The sequence below is a fragment of the Anaerobacillus sp. 1_MG-2023 genome, assembly GCF_030547345.1.
GTDB lineage: Bacteria > Bacillota > Bacilli > Bacillales > Guptibacillaceae > Guptibacillus > Guptibacillus hwajinpoensis_B.
Window position 1 is genome coordinate 294730 of the sequence record NZ_JAUORD010000001.1, and the last position, 17707, is coordinate 312436.

Annotated in this window: 20 protein-coding genes and 1 pseudogene; 4 read left to right on the forward strand and 17 right to left on the reverse strand. The window is 40.2% G+C overall.

The window, feature by feature from the left end:
• Positions 1-197: 197 nt before the first annotated feature.
• Positions 198-1289 (reverse strand): YheC/YheD family endospore coat-associated protein, encoded by a 1092-nt coding sequence (locus Q4550_RS01540; protein ID WP_303529761.1) that lies wholly within the window; start codon positions 1287-1289, stop codon positions 198-200.
• A 174-nt stretch (positions 1290-1463) separates the two neighbouring features.
• Here Q4550_RS01540 and Q4550_RS01545 point away from each other — a divergent pair, with 174 nt between their 5' ends.
• The 3 genes from Q4550_RS01545 to ltaE all read left to right on the forward strand — a co-directional run bounded on the left by Q4550_RS01545 (position 1464) and on the right by ltaE (position 4590).
• Positions 1464-2057 carry a cupin domain-containing protein gene (locus Q4550_RS01545; RefSeq protein WP_303529763.1) on the forward strand — a complete coding sequence of 198 codons (594 nt, stop codon included), beginning with the start codon at positions 1464-1466 and terminating at the stop codon, positions 2055-2057.
• 219 nt (positions 2058-2276) lie between these two features.
• The gene (locus Q4550_RS01550) at positions 2277-3458 is read left to right on the forward strand and encodes a macrolide family glycosyltransferase (RefSeq protein WP_194220719.1); all 1182 of its coding nucleotides are present in this window, start codon (positions 2277-2279) and stop codon (positions 3456-3458) included.
• A gap of 109 nt (positions 3459-3567) precedes the next feature.
• Positions 3568-4590, forward strand: a complete 1023-nt coding sequence (ltaE, locus tag Q4550_RS01555; protein ID WP_194220718.1) for a low-specificity L-threonine aldolase — start codon at positions 3568-3570, stop codon at positions 4588-4590.
• 218 nt (positions 4591-4808) lie between these two features.
• Here ltaE and Q4550_RS01560 read toward each other — a convergent pair whose 3' ends face one another.
• From Q4550_RS01560 to Q4550_RS01635, 16 genes and pseudogenes are all read right to left on the reverse strand, one after another.
• Entirely contained in the window at positions 4809-5114 is a 306-nt protein-coding gene (locus tag Q4550_RS01560; RefSeq protein WP_194220717.1) for a hypothetical protein, read from the reverse strand.
• A gap of 82 nt (positions 5115-5196) precedes the next feature.
• Positions 5197-5382, reverse strand: coding sequence for a hypothetical protein (locus Q4550_RS01565; RefSeq protein ID WP_194222232.1), 186 nt, complete (start codon positions 5380-5382; stop codon positions 5197-5199).
• Positions 5383-5445: 63 nt separating this feature from the next.
• A complete protein-coding gene (locus Q4550_RS01570) occupies positions 5446-5778 on the reverse strand; it encodes a hypothetical protein (RefSeq protein ID WP_303529768.1) in 333 nt (110 codons plus the stop codon).
• Positions 5779-5952: 174 nt separating this feature from the next.
• Complete coding sequence (locus tag Q4550_RS01575) at positions 5953-6195, reverse strand: aspartyl-phosphate phosphatase Spo0E family protein (protein WP_194220715.1); 243 nt, start codon at positions 6193-6195, stop codon at positions 5953-5955.
• Positions 6196-6605: 410 nt separating this feature from the next.
• Positions 6606-7301, reverse strand: coding sequence for a hypothetical protein (locus Q4550_RS01580; protein ID WP_303529771.1), 696 nt, complete (start codon positions 7299-7301; stop codon positions 6606-6608).
• Between the two features lie 316 nt (positions 7302-7617).
• On the reverse strand, positions 7618-8547 hold the full coding sequence (locus Q4550_RS01585; protein WP_194220713.1) for a collagenase: 930 nt from the start codon (positions 8545-8547) through the stop codon (positions 7618-7620).
• A gap of 500 nt (positions 8548-9047) precedes the next feature.
• Positions 9048-9488, reverse strand: coding sequence for an NUDIX domain-containing protein (locus tag Q4550_RS01590; RefSeq protein WP_303529776.1), 441 nt, complete (start codon positions 9486-9488; stop codon positions 9048-9050).
• Positions 9489-9727: 239 nt separating this feature from the next.
• Entirely contained in the window at positions 9728-10264 is a 537-nt protein-coding gene (locus Q4550_RS01595; RefSeq protein ID WP_303529778.1) for a small multi-drug export protein, read from the reverse strand.
• Between the two features lie 464 nt (positions 10265-10728).
• The gene (locus Q4550_RS01600; RefSeq protein WP_194220710.1) at positions 10729-11124 is read right to left on the reverse strand and encodes a VOC family protein; all 396 of its coding nucleotides are present in this window, start codon (positions 11122-11124) and stop codon (positions 10729-10731) included.
• Positions 11125-11247: 123 nt separating this feature from the next.
• Positions 11248-11892 (reverse strand): hypothetical protein, encoded by a 645-nt coding sequence (locus Q4550_RS01605; protein WP_194220709.1) that lies wholly within the window; start codon positions 11890-11892, stop codon positions 11248-11250.
• A gap of 116 nt (positions 11893-12008) precedes the next feature.
• Complete coding sequence (locus Q4550_RS01610) at positions 12009-12983, reverse strand: DUF2268 domain-containing putative Zn-dependent protease (RefSeq protein WP_303529780.1); 975 nt, start codon at positions 12981-12983, stop codon at positions 12009-12011.
• 147 nt (positions 12984-13130) lie between these two features.
• Positions 13131-13298 carry a hypothetical protein gene (locus tag Q4550_RS01615; RefSeq protein ID WP_283152685.1) on the reverse strand — a complete coding sequence of 56 codons (168 nt, stop codon included), beginning with the start codon at positions 13296-13298 and terminating at the stop codon, positions 13131-13133.
• Positions 13299-13412: 114 nt separating this feature from the next.
• Positions 13413-13724 carry a hypothetical protein gene (locus Q4550_RS01620; protein ID WP_242057346.1) on the reverse strand — a complete coding sequence of 104 codons (312 nt, stop codon included), beginning with the start codon at positions 13722-13724 and terminating at the stop codon, positions 13413-13415.
• Between the two features lie 43 nt (positions 13725-13767).
• Positions 13768-13923 carry a hypothetical protein gene (locus Q4550_RS01625; RefSeq protein ID WP_194220706.1) on the reverse strand — a complete coding sequence of 52 codons (156 nt, stop codon included), beginning with the start codon at positions 13921-13923 and terminating at the stop codon, positions 13768-13770.
• Between the two features lie 164 nt (positions 13924-14087).
• A pseudogene (locus Q4550_RS01630) lies at positions 14088-15540 on the reverse strand (CoA-acylating methylmalonate-semialdehyde dehydrogenase).
• A gap of 24 nt (positions 15541-15564) precedes the next feature.
• Positions 15565-16764 carry an iron-containing alcohol dehydrogenase gene (locus Q4550_RS01635; protein WP_303529786.1) on the reverse strand — a complete coding sequence of 400 codons (1200 nt, stop codon included), beginning with the start codon at positions 16762-16764 and terminating at the stop codon, positions 15565-15567.
• Positions 16765-17137: 373 nt separating this feature from the next.
• Between Q4550_RS01635 and Q4550_RS01640 the strand changes: the two genes are divergently transcribed.
• Positions 17138-17671 (forward strand): hypothetical protein, encoded by a 534-nt coding sequence (locus tag Q4550_RS01640; protein ID WP_303529789.1) that lies wholly within the window; start codon positions 17138-17140, stop codon positions 17669-17671.
• The last annotated feature ends 36 nt before the right edge of the window (positions 17672-17707 follow it).

Here is a 17707-nt window from a genome sequence, read left to right on the forward strand (position 1 = left end):
GCAAACTAGGCATATGATTTCAGTTCTTTTTTTACTTATTACACCGTCTCACTCCTATTAATTTCAACATTCCGTTTTCGTTAAACTCCACTTCTACAAACAAAGAGGGAAGAATCGATGTACAATTCCTCCCTCTGTTCTAGTACATATTCATTATTCGTGATAGATAACAGGACCCGTTATGATTACTGCGCGACTCAAATCCGATCCATCAAATATCTCCCATACTCAATCGGCGTTCTGAAGACCGCTTCCCACTTATCGTGAAGGAGCTCTCCATCCTCAAACAATCCGCTCACATAGTCTGAGATAAAGTTACACTCAATAAAATAAGGCTTACCCGCTTTTGTGATGCCAATATCGAATCCAAGATCGGCTAGCTTCGGAAAATGGTGATCGAGTACGTGGGCGGTTTGAATTCCTAGCTGTTCAATGCTTTGTAGGAGCGTTTCGTACGAAATTCCTGGATGGGAATGAGGCGCCACAGCTTCAAACGTGTACGTCGTTCCCCCTTGTGCTCCATTCGTTAGAAAGTCTCCCCCATTCGCCACCTTGCACATGACGCCCGACACCTGCCAGTCTCCATTTCGATTCTTTTGAACAGCAACGCGCAAATCAAATGGATGACCGTTAAAATCAGCTAGCGGAATCATCTCTTGAATCATGTACGTGTGCGTACGGAGGCGGTTAACGAGTACCGCAGGCAGCGTCTTTTTGAAATCAACTTGTTTGAGCTCGCCTTCCTTTGTTTTATAAGAGAGGAGCCATCCTTTCTTAACCCGCTCGACTTTCATCGCGCCAATGCCGAATTCGCCATAGCTTTTCTTGAGAATGAATTGCTTGTAGCGTGCAGCCATTTTATTTAAGTTGTTGATCGTAAAAAGCTCCGTCTCAGGCAAGTGGTCTCGAAGATTGTCATGCTTGATCAGGACTTCGTGAACTTTATGCTTCTCCACATCATAATTCGGCACATTGTAAACGACGCGGCCCTCCTTCATTAAAGATTTGATATGCGAACGGTAAGCTGGCAAGTAATCGAGCACGCGTGTATAAATGACTTTCGGCGCTGGAACTTCTTTCACGACAAACGTTTCCTGTTCATACACATAGGCTTTCACCGTCGCGACGCCTGGCTTTTGATCAAAGAATCGAAAATAACAAGGGATCATGCCAAGTTCTCTTGCTGACTTCTCCCAAATCATAAACATGCTGCGCGTGCCACCCTGTAATTCAGGCATCGCCTCATACGTTGATTTGGGAAGGATAATACCTAGATAGTGATCGCTCACAACGATCTGCCCCCTTCGCTTTAATCTATTGCGAATAGGGGCCGTGTTGTGCCTGGTCGAGTGCATTTATAGGCGCTTCTCCGCCCTATTTCATCGCCAGTGGACTGGCACCTACACCGGGCTTATCCTTTTTCATAGAATAGTAGAGAATTGAAACAGAAATGAGGAGAATATATGACAACTCCAGTATCAGGCTATATTACGGATAACCGAAACTTAGTAGGTCGAAAAGGAAATCCGAACCTTTTTTATGATATAAAAGATAATGTTGCGTTTAAAAAAGATCCAGAAAACCTTATCTATCTCTTAACCTCAGCGCAAATGCCAGCGATGATCGGCGGCTCACTTGCCGAATTAAGAATGTCGAAAGGATCTGTACGCGAGCCGCACTGGCATACAAACTCATGGGAGTTGGTATACCTCGCTTCTGGATCCGCAACCGTCGGCATCCTCAACCCGAACAATGATCAATTATTAACGTATCAGCTACGAAAAGCTGGCGAAACGGTCTTTATTCCAATGGGCTACTGGCACTGGATTAAGGCAGATTCGGACGAGACCTTGCTGTTACTATTCTTTAACAACGACCGATTCCAAACGCAAGATGGCTCTAGCATGCTGACGAAAACCCCTTTGAAGGTTTATGAAGAAGCGTATCGCATAGATCCGAAAACAATGGAAAAAGCGCTAGATCCAATTGAAGGGAAAAGTCCTGTCGTTATCGGGCCGCCACCCCCTTTATCACGCAAACGTCGCAGGCGAAGATAATCGAGACAGACCTTTGTAATGGGTTCCCTTAACGAAACCTTAGGTAGGATTACCTAAGGTTATTTTTGATGCTATTACTTTGGGAGGATATGGGTGGAATGACGTTTTAAATTCGTTCGAATATGGAAGAGAGCAACCAAAGGAATTTGGTTTCATCCTTACAGGAAAACAATTATCCTTTATTATGTAACGATAAAAAGACTTAAGAGGTGACGACTTATGGCAAACATTCTAATGCTTAACATTCCAGCAGAAGGACATGTGAACCCGAGCTTAGGCATCGCGCAAGCTTTTGCCGATCGGGGAGACAGCGTCTATTATATTTCAACTGAAAAATTCAAAGATCGCCTAGAAGGCGTCGGAGCCAATGTGATTCTTCATAAGGATCGATTAGATGGTTTAGACATCAATCATGCTAGTTCAGAAGGTATCAATAACTTTTCCCATTTCCTTATGGACACATCTTTGGATATCCTTGCGCTTACAAAAGAGTTAGCGCAAGAAATTTCGATCGATTTTGTTTATTACGATGCTTTTGGACCGGGAGAAATAGTAAAAGACTATTTACAAGTGCCAGGCTTCTCTTCTTCTGCATCCTTTTTAATACCCGAAGAATACAAGAAAAACCTCCCTCTTCATCCAGATGCTTCGGTGTCATTTGATCTTGATGAAAAAGGGAGAGCTTTATTAGCTACGATGAAGCAAGAATTTGGCGTCGCTCCTAAGACCATGTTGCAGTTCATGCAAAATCAAGGTGAGCAAACGATGGTTTATTCAAGCGAGTATTTCCAACCTCATTTAAGTGAATTTGGTGAAGGGTATCATTTTATTGGTCCTAGCTTCCCGGAACGAAAAGACGCGACTGACTTCCCAATTGACCAGCTTGAAAACGAGCAGGTTCTTTTTATTTCCATGGGCACAGTGCTCGATCATGTTGAGAGCTTCTTTAATATGTGCATCGACGCCTTTACAGATTTTCCAGGGAAAGTTGTTATTTCAGCAGGATCAAGTGCTGATTTCACTAAACTAAAAGAAGCTCCCGATCACTTCATTATTCGAAAATATGTACCTCAGCTAGATGTGTTGCAGCATACGAACGTGTTCCTTACCCACGGAGGAATGAACAGCACTAATGAAGCGATTTACTTTGAAGTTCCGATGGTCGTGCTCCCTCATGATAAGGACCAGCCTTTGGTCGCTGCACGCCTCGCAGAACTACAGGCCGGATATCCTATTTTCCCACCGAACGTAACAATCGAATCGCTACAGCATGCAGTGAATCAGGTCGTTCATAACGTGAACTATCAGCTAGGCATCCGAAAGATCAAAGAGAGCTTTCAAGCCTGTGGCGGACCTAATGAAGCATTAGAAATCATCGATCGCCACCTTGCGTCGAGATAACAGGATCATAAAGCCTCCCCGTTACGAAGTTGATTCACTTATGAAATAACCGTATACTTTTGATGGATACTAGTAGACTATTACTTACTGAAGACGGGGAGGACGAATCGTGATCGATTTGCGCAGTGATACGGTAACGAAACCAAATGAACAAATGAGAAAAGCGATGTACGAAGCTGAAGTAGGCGATGATGTGTATGGAGAGGATCCTACGGTTAACCGACTCGAACAAATCGCTGCAGAAATGCTAGGAAAAGAAGCGGCTTTATTTGTTACGAGCGGCACGCAAGGAAATCAAATTGCTGGCTTAGTCCACTGTCAGCCTGGTCAAGAAGTGATCATGGAATCTCAGGCGCACTTATTCCTATATGAAGCGGCAGCACTATCCGCCTTTGCTGGTGTACAAATTAAGACGATCGATGGGAACCGCGGTGCGATGAATCCAGGCGATGTTGAAGCGGCTATCCGAGGCGACGATATTCATCAGCCGGAAACAGGACTCATCTGCATCGAAAACACCCACAACAAAGCAGGCGGCGCGATTGTTCCCCTTGAGAATATGGAGCAAATCTATCAACTATCAAGGAAACATCAGATCCCTGTTCACTTAGATGGGGCACGATTATTCAATGCTTCTGTAGCAGCTCAAATTCCCGTAACAGAATTTGCGAAGTATACGGATTCTGTTCAGTTTTGCTTATCAAAAGGGCTCGGCGCACCAGTTGGTTCCATGATTGCCGGTACTTCTGAATTTATCGAGAAAGCTCGAAAATGGCGTAAGCGCCTTGGCGGCGGTTTAAGACAAGCAGGTGTTCTCGCTGCACCGGGCATTATTGCTCTCGAAGAAAACGTGAAGCATCTTGAGATGGATCACGAGAACGCGAAGTATCTTGCTGATGGTCTTCAGAATATTGAAGGGGTTAACCTTGTCAATCAAGTGGATACAAACATACTCTTAATTGATATTACGAATACGAAGAAAGCGACAGAAGACTTTATCCACCTTTTAAAAGAACACGGCGTTTTAGCGGGTGCGTTTGGTCCGAACGTGATTCGATTTGTAACGAATAATGGGAGTACGAAGAAAGACATGGATGCTACATTAACGGCTGTCCGGAAAGTTGTAAGTTAAATTCTAATTTATTCATTTCACATTTTCATAGATTGAAAAAAGATCCACAAAACCATCTTTCATTTTGTGGGTCTTTTATGTTGATATATCATTTTTTCACATGTAATGCGATGAAAAGTTTAACCGAAATAAGATACATAGGTAAGAGAGAGAATCTGAGACTATCCCTACTTGAAATAACCCTTACGAATCCACCTCCGCAAGATATTATTAGCTCCTTATGGATATTTATTTCCTTCCTTGCTATAAATTTCATAAACAAAATATCCAACTAAATAACCTAGTGCCGCACCTAAATTAACGGAAGATAGTAATGAGAACGAGAAATACATACTAACCACTACACCAATACCAGCCCCCAAAAGCATTCCGATTGGGATGAGACTATCTAATAAAAGTTGAGCAGATTTTGAATCTTTCTTCCCCAGATTGCCTTTATTAGATTTATACTTTAGGCTTTCAATCACAAAGACAATTATTATGCCCATTAAGACAAGAGGTGCTATTGTCTCAGCTATCCACATAATCAAATCTCCTCCCCTAAGATTATACCTGCCACTTAATATCTTCTTATGGAACTTTTATAACAGAAATGCTACACCTCTTTTAATCGAATAGAAAATTCCCAACCAATCCAATCAATAGCATAATAATCAAACTCCCAAACAGAAAATATCCGATTACCTTAATAGGTAAGGGCAATTTTCCACCTCTTGTTTTTGGATAACCTTCAATGTTTTGTTTATGAGCTATAGCATCATTGAATGGCTGATTTTCGTTTTCGTTGTTCATAGACAATCTCGCTCCACCTTTTGATAGAAGTTAATCAACTTTCGTGACCCCCCTCGATCTCTATTACTCTCGTTTCCCACTAATTCGCTTACTATACATCCAATAACATACAAAATAGCTACCCACCAAAAGAAGTAAATAGAATAACTCTGGATGATTAAATGGAGCGTTTTCTAGAGGTCCTGTTCTTAAGTCGAAAAAACTTAAGACCACATTTATCACAAAGACGGTTAGTAAGAAAATCCAACTTCCTACAATCGCTTTTTGTTTAATGAATCGAGAGCGTTCATCATTGGTTTTTGAACCACTTCCATACTCTTTATCTCCAGTAAACCAGCCAATAATTAAAAATAGACTAAATCCAACTAAAACAGACACACCCCATTCGTTTAACATTGTTACCACCTCTTCCATTTAAAGTAGACGCTTATAAATAATCTCCCTAAAAAAAATGAGATAGAATTATGCTTTGTTCGCTTAACAATCATGAACAAAACTAATCTATCTCAAATTTACATATTACACATTCATAGCGGCTAGCTTTTGCTTTCCTAAAATAACAGTTTGTATTTAATTTGAGTATGTTGGCTGACTTTCTTTATACTCTCCAAATTGGTAACGATTAAGTAGTCGATCAAGCTCCTGGCTAGCCATTAATGTCTGTTTATGTGTAAAGCCATGAGCTAACACCTTTAAGGATAAAAGAGATTTTTTTTCATCGATCAGATCAAGAAGATCTGCACGATTATAGCATTTGATTGGCGATTTAAACGCTTCCCTTCCTAAATTAATGTTGGAGAACCAGAAGTACATATAAACAGCGTGCTATATATGGATTCTAAGGAATGGGCCAAATAATAGTGCTCAAAATATAAAAAATAAAGATTTTCATTCCTACAAGTTCATTAATCAACATGTATATAACGCTATTAAATTAGTACGATAATATAGTAATTCATGTAATAGTTTACTATATTTTGCAAAAAGAAAATATAAAAAAAGAAATATTGCGAAAGAAATATTTGTGCTAACTCCAATAGCTAACTTACCATACTTTATAACGATTATGGCATCATGACTTCAATTGTCTTCAAATTTTAACCTGTTGGGGATAGATAATTGTCTTAATCTTATTTTCATATCCAACATAATGTGGGCAAATTATGCCTTCTAAAACGAAACACTGATTAACGCAAATCCGCTTCAGCAACGTCACACTCAGATTATTGACTATTCATTTTGTTGATGATCTCTATGATTTCTTCATTATTACCTGTATCAACGTTTACAAGCTTTGTATTGGTAATAATATCTTCCATTTCCTTTTGAATTTCTTCTTTATCTATATCTTCAGGAGGAGGAAAGCCACCATACCAGCGCATAGGAACGTTATATACATTAATCGTGCCATTTCCGTTACCACTATACGTAACGATGCCATCGACGATACGAGAACCACGTAATTGAACAACATCTTCTGGATAAGTGAGACTGTTCTCGTCATCAGGATTAAGAGGGGAACCAGCTGATATAAGTTGAACATTTAATTCATCTATTTCTTGATTCGGTCCTAGCTGTGACCAGACTCGAGCGTATTCAATTTCCTTGGAGGAGTAATCATCTAACGCATGATTTTCTTCGCTTTCATCTGCAGGATTTGACTCACCGCTTTTTGATTCTTCAGAAGAGGATTCTTTAGCATCTTCCTGGGAAGTGTCTTCTGATGTTGATGAAGATGAAGCTTCGTTTGCTTGATTACCCTCTTCCACTTCAGTCGTTTCTTCCGTTGATAAAGTTACGTCATTCTCACCAGCATTTGCATTTAATTTAGCATTCGTATTATCTGAACATCCTGCAAGTAATAGAATAAACAATAATAAGGACATATGACAATAAAATAGCTTTACCTGTTTCTTCATTCGATCATTCCTTTTATTTATTATCTTGTCTAACGATTAGTAATAAAAAATGAAATCATCTCATTCAATCAACATCACGATCATCTAAGTGCCTCTACTAAAGCCTCCGCTAATCTTCTCCCCATAAAAATTCCCTAAATTTACAATTAATTTCCACACTATCATCCATTATTTCAGATTATTCTCATTAACTCAAGTATCAAATTTATTTTAATCAAACCTTTTTGTAGGGCTTATTTAATCAACAAAAGAAGACTATTGGTATCAAGGTATAAGAAACATACTTAAGGTATTTACTTAGTATGCTTTCACTCCTTCATTGAAAGCTTCCTATTCTATCCTTTTCCTTCCCTAACTTTATTTCCAGTTTTTCATATAAACGATCATAATCTAGCCCAGTTACATCAGCAAAACTTTCTTTAAAATCACCTGAATCATTCGTTGAATCGATAATTTCTTCAATCACTTCTTCACCTTGCTCATCTATAAGAAATTTGATCGTGAAATAACTTTGATCGTAGACATCCGTCTCTTTTTGCTCTCTAGCAGCTGCCCATTGTTCATGACTTCTAAGCTGATCATAAGTCAAAAGCTTAAAGTCACTTACTTCTATAGTAGTTTGATCATTTGATATATACTCAGCAATTCCTTCCTGAAACCATAGAGGATATTTATCCAATCCCAAAGGCGTATCAGCCACTTTTTGATCTAACGCATAATGCGTATATTCGTGTAATATCCTTTTCTGAAAAAAATAGAGTGGTGTTTCCTTACCATCCAATATTCCTTTCTTATCATCGATCCTAACAGCGATGAATAACCCATATTGATCATAAAAACCAGATACGTGATTTAAATCAGAAATACTTTCGAAATCCTTTTTATTATGAAAGAAGAGAAGATCTACGTCTTTTCCATCAATATCGCCCAATATGTCTGCATTTCTACCCTTAACCCAATGCAACGTATCTATAATTAAAGGAAATAGCTCAATATCTTGATCATCAACATAGATAGACATGTTTTCATAGACTTTCATTTCTTTAGAATGCTTTGCTTTTCTCTCTAGCTTCCCATCAAAGTTCAAACTAAGGCCAAATTTCACTGCTTGAAAATAAGTAACAGGTTCACCTGAATTTTCTTCAATCACATTATGTAATAAGATGACCCCAGCTAATAAAAGCAGTAGAAGGAGAGAAAGTAGACTTGAAAAAATAATGATAAGGATTTTAATAGTTTTATTCATATGAACCCCTTTGTTCTTTCTCATTTCTTCTTACAGCTTATCTACGAAAAGTTGAAATTGAGACATATTCTATCGTTACATCATTCCACTCATCTATGTACTACCTCAAGAAAACCCAAACCAATACTAATAAAATCGCTATTATTACCCAGATCAAAGCTTGTTTATTTTTCACGCTTTTCCCTCCTTCCATCCCACTTTGTCAAAAGCTAAGGCTACTTAGCTTGTAATCAGAACAGCTGACAAATGCCGACGCACAGAAAGATATAACGGCATTTCCTTTCCTTCCAACCTTCATCTCATTTCTTTTTTGACTTAAATTTCCCCAATCTTTAGAACCAATTATTTCAAAATAGGTAGAATAACTCAACGTTCCATTCAATAAATAAGAAGCTTATCTTATGATTGATAAACTTCTTAACAGTTCTTTTAGTAACCACACATCACAAAGTAACTTCTATATTACTCCGACTCCCCTTCCCTTGCCCAAGCATCCTCATTTAACGAATAAAGGCCAGATCTCTTTTTTCAAGTGCATCCTTCAACCATCGAGGGTGCATGGTTAATAAGTTCTGTGGTAAGCGTGACTGCCCAAAAAATTGAACATCAAGTGATTCGGCAGAGTTGCATCGAAGTTCTCCACCTGTCACTTCAGCAAGGAAGCATGTTGTAATAAATTGAACAACTTTCCCATTTGGATAATGAAAAACCTGTGAAGTAGGATCAGAGTACACACCGATGATCCTGGTAATCGTTATATCTAAATTTGTTTCTTCTTTCACTTCTCTGATGGCTGCTTCAGAGACTGTCTCACCTATTTCAATATGACCAGAAGGGATCCCCCATTGCCCCACATCGGTTCTTTTCTGTAATAAAACCTCGTTTTCTTCATTTAGAATAATCACAGCAACACCAGCTTTTAGTTCATCGATTGACGACATAAACAATACCTCCTTTCAATAATTAAAAAGGCCCGAAGAGAAAGATTTCAGCGCAGTACAAATACGCTGAACCTTTCCCCTCGGACCTTTTATGTCAATAGGTGCCTTTTACTTATGTAAAAGATGTAGCCCTCGGTCACTAGCCTATCTCGATAGCGGAACCCTAGCTACAATTTTCCAGTTCATATTTACTTTACAACACATAACGATAAAGTTAAAGGTATTTTCACATGATCATGCTAGTTATTGAATAGACGAACTAAAACACCATCATCTTCCACGTCAGATACAAAAAAACCAACTCCATAGCTTGAAGCTACAGCCATAATCACAGTCCAAAGAACTAAACTCGTCATCATCCAGCTAGTGACCAGCTTTCTTTTCGAACCGAAGCTCATCCCCATAAACGCTGAAATATGCGACCCGACGAAAAAGGGACCGATGATTGTTAAGCCTGGCAAACCATACTTATCAAAAAGAACGCGTGCACGTTTCTCCTTCTTCGACTCTTGCATTTCCTCGACATGTGCTTCTGTCGTCTCGCCCTCCTCCTGAACCACATCTTTCATACGCTTTTGTTTTCGTTTCTTCCTCCATACTTTAAATTTATCTACAAATACAATTAACAAAACCACTGTCAAAGCATTTCCTAAAAAAGCAAGTATGCCTGTTAGTACTGGCGACAGCCCACCGATGATCGCTAGTGGGATAACAGCAACAAGTTCAAATAACGGAATCGCCGCTAAAAGAAACACTAATAAATACGATAAAAACATCGTCTCCATTCCCCTCTAAAATAAGTCATTTCTCACTAAGTAGCCAATTATTCCACAAACAATTATCCCTATACCTAAACTATTCATAATGACCCAATCGTACCCTCAAGTATTAAGAGCACTTAACTAATAGGAAAAGCCATATTACCTTGGTCACCTATCTCACCTTGAAGACCTTTCACGGACTAAGTACCGTCACCTCCTCTCTTTCATCTCGAAAATGCTACTTAATCGTTTACTAGAAATCAATAATTCGCAATTATCCGCCAATTACCCAACACCAATTATTTCAAATTCATTTGGATAACTCAATCTTTTATTTTGATAAATATGGAAAACTTTTTTAAACAGTCCAAAAATAAATCGTCCAAGCTTCACTATTTCACCCTTTCAAAACTCTTCATCAACAAACATTGAAAAAAGAACCCTTCTAATGAGGGCTCTTCCAACTTTACTCTATTAAACTATCTTGCATTCTCATCCGGTTGATGAAGACCAAAGATATTTCCTTCCGTGTCAAAGTAATAAGCCTGCCACGCCATTCCAGGCAAAGCGTATTTGGCCATCGCTGTTTTGCCACCATTAGCAAGAACTTTCGATTCAGTAGCATCCAAATCTTCCACGCCCATTGTACAGGCATACCCATTGATTGCAGCGTTACCTTCAGGAGGTGGACCTTGCCGTTTCATTAACGCTCCATCGATTCCTGGTTCTTTTGCATCACCAGTCACTACGCCAAAATAAGGCATGCCGGCATATTCACTCCAGTCTTCAAACTTCCAATCAAATACGTTCCCGTAGAACTTCTTAGCCCGTTCCATGTCATCTACATGAATTTCAAAATGAACAACACGTCCCATAATTCCCTCCTAATTTCAGCAAGATTTGAGAAGGACATCCGGTTATGAAATCTGTTCTTATGTATCCTTCACGTATCTATATTCTAGTAATCATGTCATACTCCTTTACGACTTTTGGTCCAATTACTCTTTTTTATCCAAATTGTCTTTCCATTCCAATTGAGCCACAATCGCATATTCCGCCGTTTTTACCGATTCAGGTAAAGTGATGACACCGCTATGGTTCACTGACGACATTTGGTTCTCACTCGAGCCAATTAAGTATGCCAAATACACCGTTTCTCCTTTAGTAATCGTGACTTCTTCTTCTATCTGTTCAAAGATAAATGCGCCCAGCTCTTTAGGCATATTGGTCGATCCTTTGCTGTATCCATCCGGTGATCCCATTGTAAAGTAAGCTACTTTTTCTTCCATTTGAAGTTGGAATGAGTGAAGAGCTTTATTGAAACGCTCTTGTTCATAATTTCCACCCCAGGTAACAAACTCTTCTTTTCCATCTTCTCCATCATTATATACAACGATCGAAGTCACGAGCGCTTCTCCTTCCCCTACGGTCCCGTCCACCGTATAAAAGGTTTTGAAATCGACTCCCATTTGATTCACGATGCTTTGCTCACGTTTTGATAGTTTGGCAGGCTTAATGTGTAAGGAACTTGCAGAAGTCTCTTGAGTAGAACCTTTCTCCTCCTGCTTCCCTTCATTGCTGCCTTCATTTGTACATGCTGCTAGAAGCAGAAATACTCCTAGTAAAGTGATAAATCGTTTCATCTTTGTGCCTCCATCTTTCTTCTAATCGATTAGTTAGGCTTTCATCTCCCTAATCTCTAGCTTAAATTCAGAAGCGAGTGCTCTTCCATGATCGAGCAGCTACTTTTTCAATCATTTTAATCACTAACAAGTTCACTATAGTCGCTTCCTCGCACTATTTCCCTTTCATCCATCATCGTCCATTCTTTCATAGAAGCTTCTGGATGATGACGTAGATAACTTTCGACTATTTTAAAACCCAGTTTATAATTGGACCACTTTGGTATATCTTTTTTCCAGTCACCGTTTTGGAATGTGTTATATAACTCCACATTTGTGGAATCGCTCTTTTCTCTAAGTTCCTCTAGCACTCTCTTTTCTTCTTCAGTCGATAGCGGTTCTGACCAGGGCGGGCTCGCCTCAGGGTATAATTGAGATGCGAAGGAATCAGCTCTTCCCTCAAAAACAAACCCGTTTAACAGATTCATTCCTCCCGATCTATTTGGATTCTCTAGAAAAACGGTGTGATGGTATTCGTGCGCAACGGCGTATTCTAGCATTTCTTTGTCATATGTAGGTGATAAGAAGAGAACGATAACATCTTTACTTACAGTAATCGCACTAACTCCCTTCATCTCGTTTTGAATGTTTTGGTAGTCTGGGTTTACCGGCATAACATAAATAGTTTTATTTTCGGCTTCAAGACTTTCCCCCGACTTAGTAAGTGATGCTTTGATTGCTTTATTAACTTCTTCTTGCTTCTTTAGTAGCTTACCTGTCTGTTCATTTAAAGTCTGAACACTTGTCGTAGGGGAGAAATAAGTAGAATAATCCAGTCCACCAGTTAAGCTCGCTCCTTCATGAGAAGCAGATTCTAGAAAAGGCTGTGTCACTTTACTATAATACTCCCCGCTCGTATTCAGTTCGGTATTCTCCATAGCCTCGTTAGTATATTCAAGAACTTCTTCGTATAGAGGAATGATTTTGAAACTTTGTCCACCTAACTCAACTTTCATAGAAGATTGGGAAGGAGTTTCATCCCTTTCACTAGAGCAACCAACGATAAGTATTAAGGCTATACATATAGCCAATCTTTTCATAAACTTTCCCATCCAAACCCTCTTTCCTATCGCAGTTTCTGTCTCACTTAGCTTCATCTGGCTTCAATAGAAGATAACGAAATGAACCACACATCCGCTGCCATCCTATTACTCCTCATAAAAAATAATCGCTTAAAACTAAAGCGATTACTTTTCTTTTCATTCCGTGCTGTCCTTATGATGTTCTAACTTCTTTATTTCCAACTCAATCTTCTTAGCTTCAAGCTCTAGCTCTTTCATCTTTATATCTTTTTCTGTTTTCTTAACATAGCCATAATAGATGAGCGATAAACCAACGACGATCGTAAGATAAAAGAATAAACCCAATTTTTCATCCCCCCTGATGTGATTAGTGTTTGAATAGGCTACACAATCATATATTTGTTTCGATCGGAGCTGCAAGTCTGTATTCTATAAGAGCTCCTCTTAACTAAAATCCCCTTAATAATATGTCGTAATGGTTAAAACAAGACTAAAAATCGTAAATAGCACTGAACCGTAAAAAACGGCACCTACATTTACTTTCAATTCATTATCTTCTTGAACTTTCCACCCTGCCTCGCTTGCCTCAGCAGTGGCCCCTTTTGATAAAAATCCTCCGCTACTGTTAAAGAAGTAAAGCACAATGGTTAGCCCTAGAGCAATAAAGAAGCTCCATTCACTAAATGAAAAAGAAATGAATACACTTGCAGCCCATACGAGTATACCGATCACAAGCGATGCAATCACTGACCTTATAATGACCTTTTTCACACTTATCTCCCCCTTCTTCTCATTAAGTTAATATCCAAGAAAATTAAACAAACAAATGACGTAAGAACAAAAAGCCGTATAGTAGCGCTCCACCAATGAAAGTGAGCAATCCAACCAATAGAAAGCCATAGACTAATCCCTTTCCCATGGCAAATAAGTCTAGAAACAAATTCTTAACTGAATGAAATAGTGTTTGCATAGCGCACTCCTTGAACATTTATTCCTTTTGTTATCTTCATTCGTTATACGAATGAAACGTATCAAATGTTTCACCTTTACCACATTATTCCTTCTTTCCATAATACAAAAGGTGTAGAGAGGTTCTCCTCACTACACCTTTTGTGTTAGTTTATTTCTTGTTGCTTACCATCTGGCCGTTAACATCTTTCTTCTCGTATAAAATTCCACTCCGTCTGATCCGTTCGCATGAAGATCGCCATAGAAGGAATTTTTCCAACCCAGAACGGGAAGAACGCCATCGGGGCTGGTACGCCGATATTTACGCCCAGCATGCCAAGATGTTTTCTCTGAAATACCGAACGTTGCTTCCGTCCTTCGTAAATAGGCAAGCCCCGTTTCCGAAATCAGATTCATTCGTGAGCTCGATCGCTTCTTCTAGATTTTTCACTCGCACAATTGATAGCACTGGCGCGAAGATCTCGTCCTTCCAGATTTGCATAGAGGAGTTTACGTGATCAAAAATCGTTGGTCCGATAAAGTAGCCTTCATCGTTGTATGCTTCGTCGTTTCGGCCGTCGCGAACGAGCGTAGCACCTTCCTCCTGACCTTTACGGATATAGCTTTCCGTTCTTTCTTTATGTTCTTTTCGGATAACCGGTCCTAAGAATACGTCTTCATCAAGGCCGTTGCCGATTTTTATTTCATCGGCTTTTTCGTTTAACTTTTGAAGCAGTGGTTCCACAACATCATCTACCGCCACAACAACGGAGCATGCCATGCATCGTTCGCCCGCAGAACCGTAGGAAGCAGCGATGATTTCTTTAACCGCAGCGTCAAGATCAGCGTCAGCCATTACGATGGAATGGTTTTTCGCACCGGCAAGTGCCTGAACGCGTTTACCATTCGCAGCTCCTGTTTTGTACACATATTCGGCGACGGGCTGTGAACCGACGAAGGAAATCGCAGGCACATCTTTGTGCTCTAGAAGCCCATTCACAACGTCATGTGCTCCGTGAACAATATTCAGGACGCCATCCGGTAAGCCTGCTTCTTTAAAGAGCTCTGCTAAGCGGTTTGCGAGTAGCGGCGTTCGCTCAGATGGTTTAAGGACGAACGTATTCCCCATCGCGATTGCAAGTGGAAACATCCAGCACGGCACCATCATCGGGAAGTTAAATGGCGTGATGCCGCCAACAACACCAACAGGATAGCGATACATGCCTGATTCAAGATTCGTAGCGATATCCGGAAGGTGCTTGCCCATCATTAACGATGGCGCACCGGCTGCAAACTCAACGCATTCGATCCCGCGCTGCACTTCACCTTGTGCTTCTTTAAAACTTTTACCATTCTCTTTTGTTAGCAATCTCGCAAGCTCGTCCCAATTGTCGACGAGCAGCTGCTGGTATTTAAATAGAATGCGCGCGCGTTTCGGAACGGGCGTTTTACTCCAGGTTTTGAAGGTAGCCTTTGCTACTTTCACTGCTTCATCAAGATCTGCTTTCGTTGAAATCGGAACCTGAGCGAGCTCCTCCCCTGTTGCCGGGTTTGGTACAGCTTGAAATTGATCGGTATTCGCATCGACCCATTTACCATTTATATAGTTTTGTAGCACGTTCGTTGCCGTCGTAGCCATGTTTTCATTCCCCTTCCACTTGTGTTAGCGAATCTTTTCTTCACTTATAAATTCGTAGTCATAGCAAATCACATAAAGTTCTTCTAATTCCGCCTGTGTAGGCAAGCGAGGATGATGCGCTTGGCTCCCGCTGTCTAATGCGTCTGCTGCCATTTTGCTAATAACCTGCTTGAACGCTGTCTCATCAATTCCCCAGGATTTTAAGTTCGGGATATTTAATGAGGCACAAAGACTTTTGATAGAAGAAACCGCTACATTTGCTGCTTCTTCATTTGAGAGTGCCTCGCTTTCTTCTGTCTGAAACAGTCTTCCGAGATCAGCGAGTCGCTCGATGCAGAAGTCCTTGCTGTATTCGAGTACAGCTGGAAGCAGCATCGCGTTTGAATATCCATGCGGCACGTGAAAAAGAGCACCGATCGGACGCGACATGCCGTGTACAAGACAGACGGAAGCATTTGTAAAAGCCATACCCGCCTGAAGGGCACCTAAACTCATCGCTTCTCGTGCATCGAGATTCCCTCCATCATTGTAAGCGCTTTTAATATGACCGATAATGTGTCCAATCGCAGATAAAGCAAGCGTGTCTGTCATCGGATGAGCTCGCTTTGAGAGGTACGCTTCCACCGCATGACTGAAGGCGTCAATTCCTGTTGCCGCGGTGACATGCTGTGGCGATGAGCGCGAGAGATACGGATCCACAATCGCAGCCGCCGGCATGAAGGCGGGCTGTTTAATCATCATTTTCACATCAGTCGTTGTATTCGTAATAACGGTCACGTCCGTTGCTTCTGAGCCAGTTCCCGCTGTTGTTGGAATAGCGAGATGCGGAATCGGCGCCTTCTCTGCCATCGTTCTGTTCGCGCGATAGTCACCTATGTATCCTCCATTCGTCGCAAGAACGGCGATGGCTTTCGCCGTATCGATACAACTTCCCCCACCTAATGAAATAACGATCTCACAGTTCGTATTTCGAAAAAGCACAAGCGCTTCAGACACATAATCGTCCGTTGGTTCAGACGCAACACCCGTGTAGATCTCACTTTCCACTCCCACCTGCTTCAAATAATCCTGACAATCCGTGACATAACCGAGATTCATCATCACCTCATCACTAACAATAAGGGCTTTCTGCCCGCGACGAGCTGCTTCTGTGCCAATTTGTTTAAACGAATCTCTTCCATAGAGAATCGTTTGAGGTGTACGAAAAACCGCAAACTGTTCCACCATATCTCTCCTTTACTTAACTTCCATATGTGTGAAGCAAGAGCTGAAATCTGCGATGTGTTTGAAATGGACTTGTCTCTTTACACTACTTTCTTGATAAGAGGAGCTCATTCCTACTCATCAGTGAGAATTTCATCGTTTGTTTCGTTATGCCAGGTAAAATACACATTCCACTTTGATAGAAACACGTTTTAATATTGGAAATGGGATCTAGTAAAAAGACTCATTTAATGAATATTAGGAAACAACAGTGAAAAAAACCGATTTAAAGTCACTATTCTTGGCCATATTTCCCAATACAATATTTTCTAAAATTGTGATAATTTTAAATAAAAGCAAAACAGAGGAATGTTATTTAGAGGAGCACACAAATTTGTATATATTAGCACCCGCAATCTGGATCAGTATGTTTCTCGTATTTCTAAAACTGAAAAAGCAATTAAATACTGAGCTTAACTTTCTTCCTTCTGATGACCAACAAAAAGAAATGATTATAAAACATCCGATCATAGGCAAAAACGTTGGAAATATATTAGTTGACGCTCATTTGCTCTCCTCCCCATTTTCAATTGTCATCATTGTTAATCAAACGTGTAGCTTTTGTTTAACAGAGCTAGAAGAGCTTATTCTTGAAAACCAGTCTTATCACCTTCCCTTATTCACTATCATATCAATCGAAAACCAAGCTGAAGGGAATGCACCCAGCGAAAAGTACAGCCTTTATCAACATGACGTAACACAGCTTCAGGTTAAGCACGAGACAATAACCAAACTTGAAATACATGACTTTCCCACTCTGCTATTAGTTGACCAAAATGGAACGGTGTTAGGAGAGCATGGGTGGTATAGAGGGGTATTTCATCAATACAATTTCATATTGAAGGGAGGTGAAGGAAATGTTGAATAAACTATTTGGAGTAAAACCTGCGGGTTACCCTTGTGA

Bases quoted from the DNA above. Each gene is read 5' to 3' on its own strand.
- Q4550_RS01585 (WP_194220713.1), bottom strand. From the start codon at position 8,547: ATGAATAAAACTATTAAAATCCTTATCATTATTTTTTCAAGTCTACTT.
- Q4550_RS01565 (WP_194222232.1), bottom strand. From the start codon at position 5,382: ATGAACAACGAAAACGAAAATCAGCCATTCAATGATGCTATAGCTCAT.
- Q4550_RS01560 (WP_194220717.1), bottom strand. From the start codon at position 5,114: ATGTGGATAGCTGAGACAATAGCACCTCTTGTCTTAATGGGCATAATA.
- Q4550_RS01570 (WP_303529768.1), bottom strand. From the start codon at position 5,778: ATGTTAAACGAATGGGGTGTGTCTGTTTTAGTTGGATTTAGTCTATTT.
- Q4550_RS01605 (WP_194220709.1), bottom strand. From the start codon at position 11,892: ATGAAACGATTTATCACTTTACTAGGAGTATTTCTGCTTCTAGCAGCA.
- Q4550_RS01575 (WP_194220715.1), bottom strand. From the start codon at position 6,195: ATGTACTTCTGGTTCTCCAACATTAATTTAGGAAGGGAAGCGTTTAAA.
- Q4550_RS01610 (WP_303529780.1), bottom strand. From the start codon at position 12,983: ATGGGAAAGTTTATGAAAAGATTGGCTATATGTATAGCCTTAATACTT.
- Q4550_RS01595 (WP_303529778.1), bottom strand. From the start codon at position 10,264: ATGTTTTTATCGTATTTATTAGTGTTTCTTTTAGCGGCGATTCCGTTA.
- Q4550_RS01625 (WP_194220706.1), bottom strand. From the start codon at position 13,923: ATGCAAACACTATTTCATTCAGTTAAGAATTTGTTTCTAGACTTATTT.
- Q4550_RS01550 (WP_194220719.1), top strand. From the start codon at position 2,277: ATGGCAAACATTCTAATGCTTAACATTCCAGCAGAAGGACATGTGAAC.
- Q4550_RS01600 (WP_194220710.1), bottom strand. From the start codon at position 11,124: ATGGGACGTGTTGTTCATTTTGAAATTCATGTAGATGACATGGAACGG.
- Q4550_RS01580 (WP_303529771.1), bottom strand. From the start codon at position 7,301: ATGAAGAAACAGGTAAAGCTATTTTATTGTCATATGTCCTTATTATTG.
- Q4550_RS01545 (WP_303529763.1), top strand. From the start codon at position 1,464: ATGACAACTCCAGTATCAGGCTATATTACGGATAACCGAAACTTAGTA.
- Q4550_RS01590 (WP_303529776.1), bottom strand. From the start codon at position 9,488: ATGTCGTCAATCGATGAACTAAAAGCTGGTGTTGCTGTGATTATTCTA.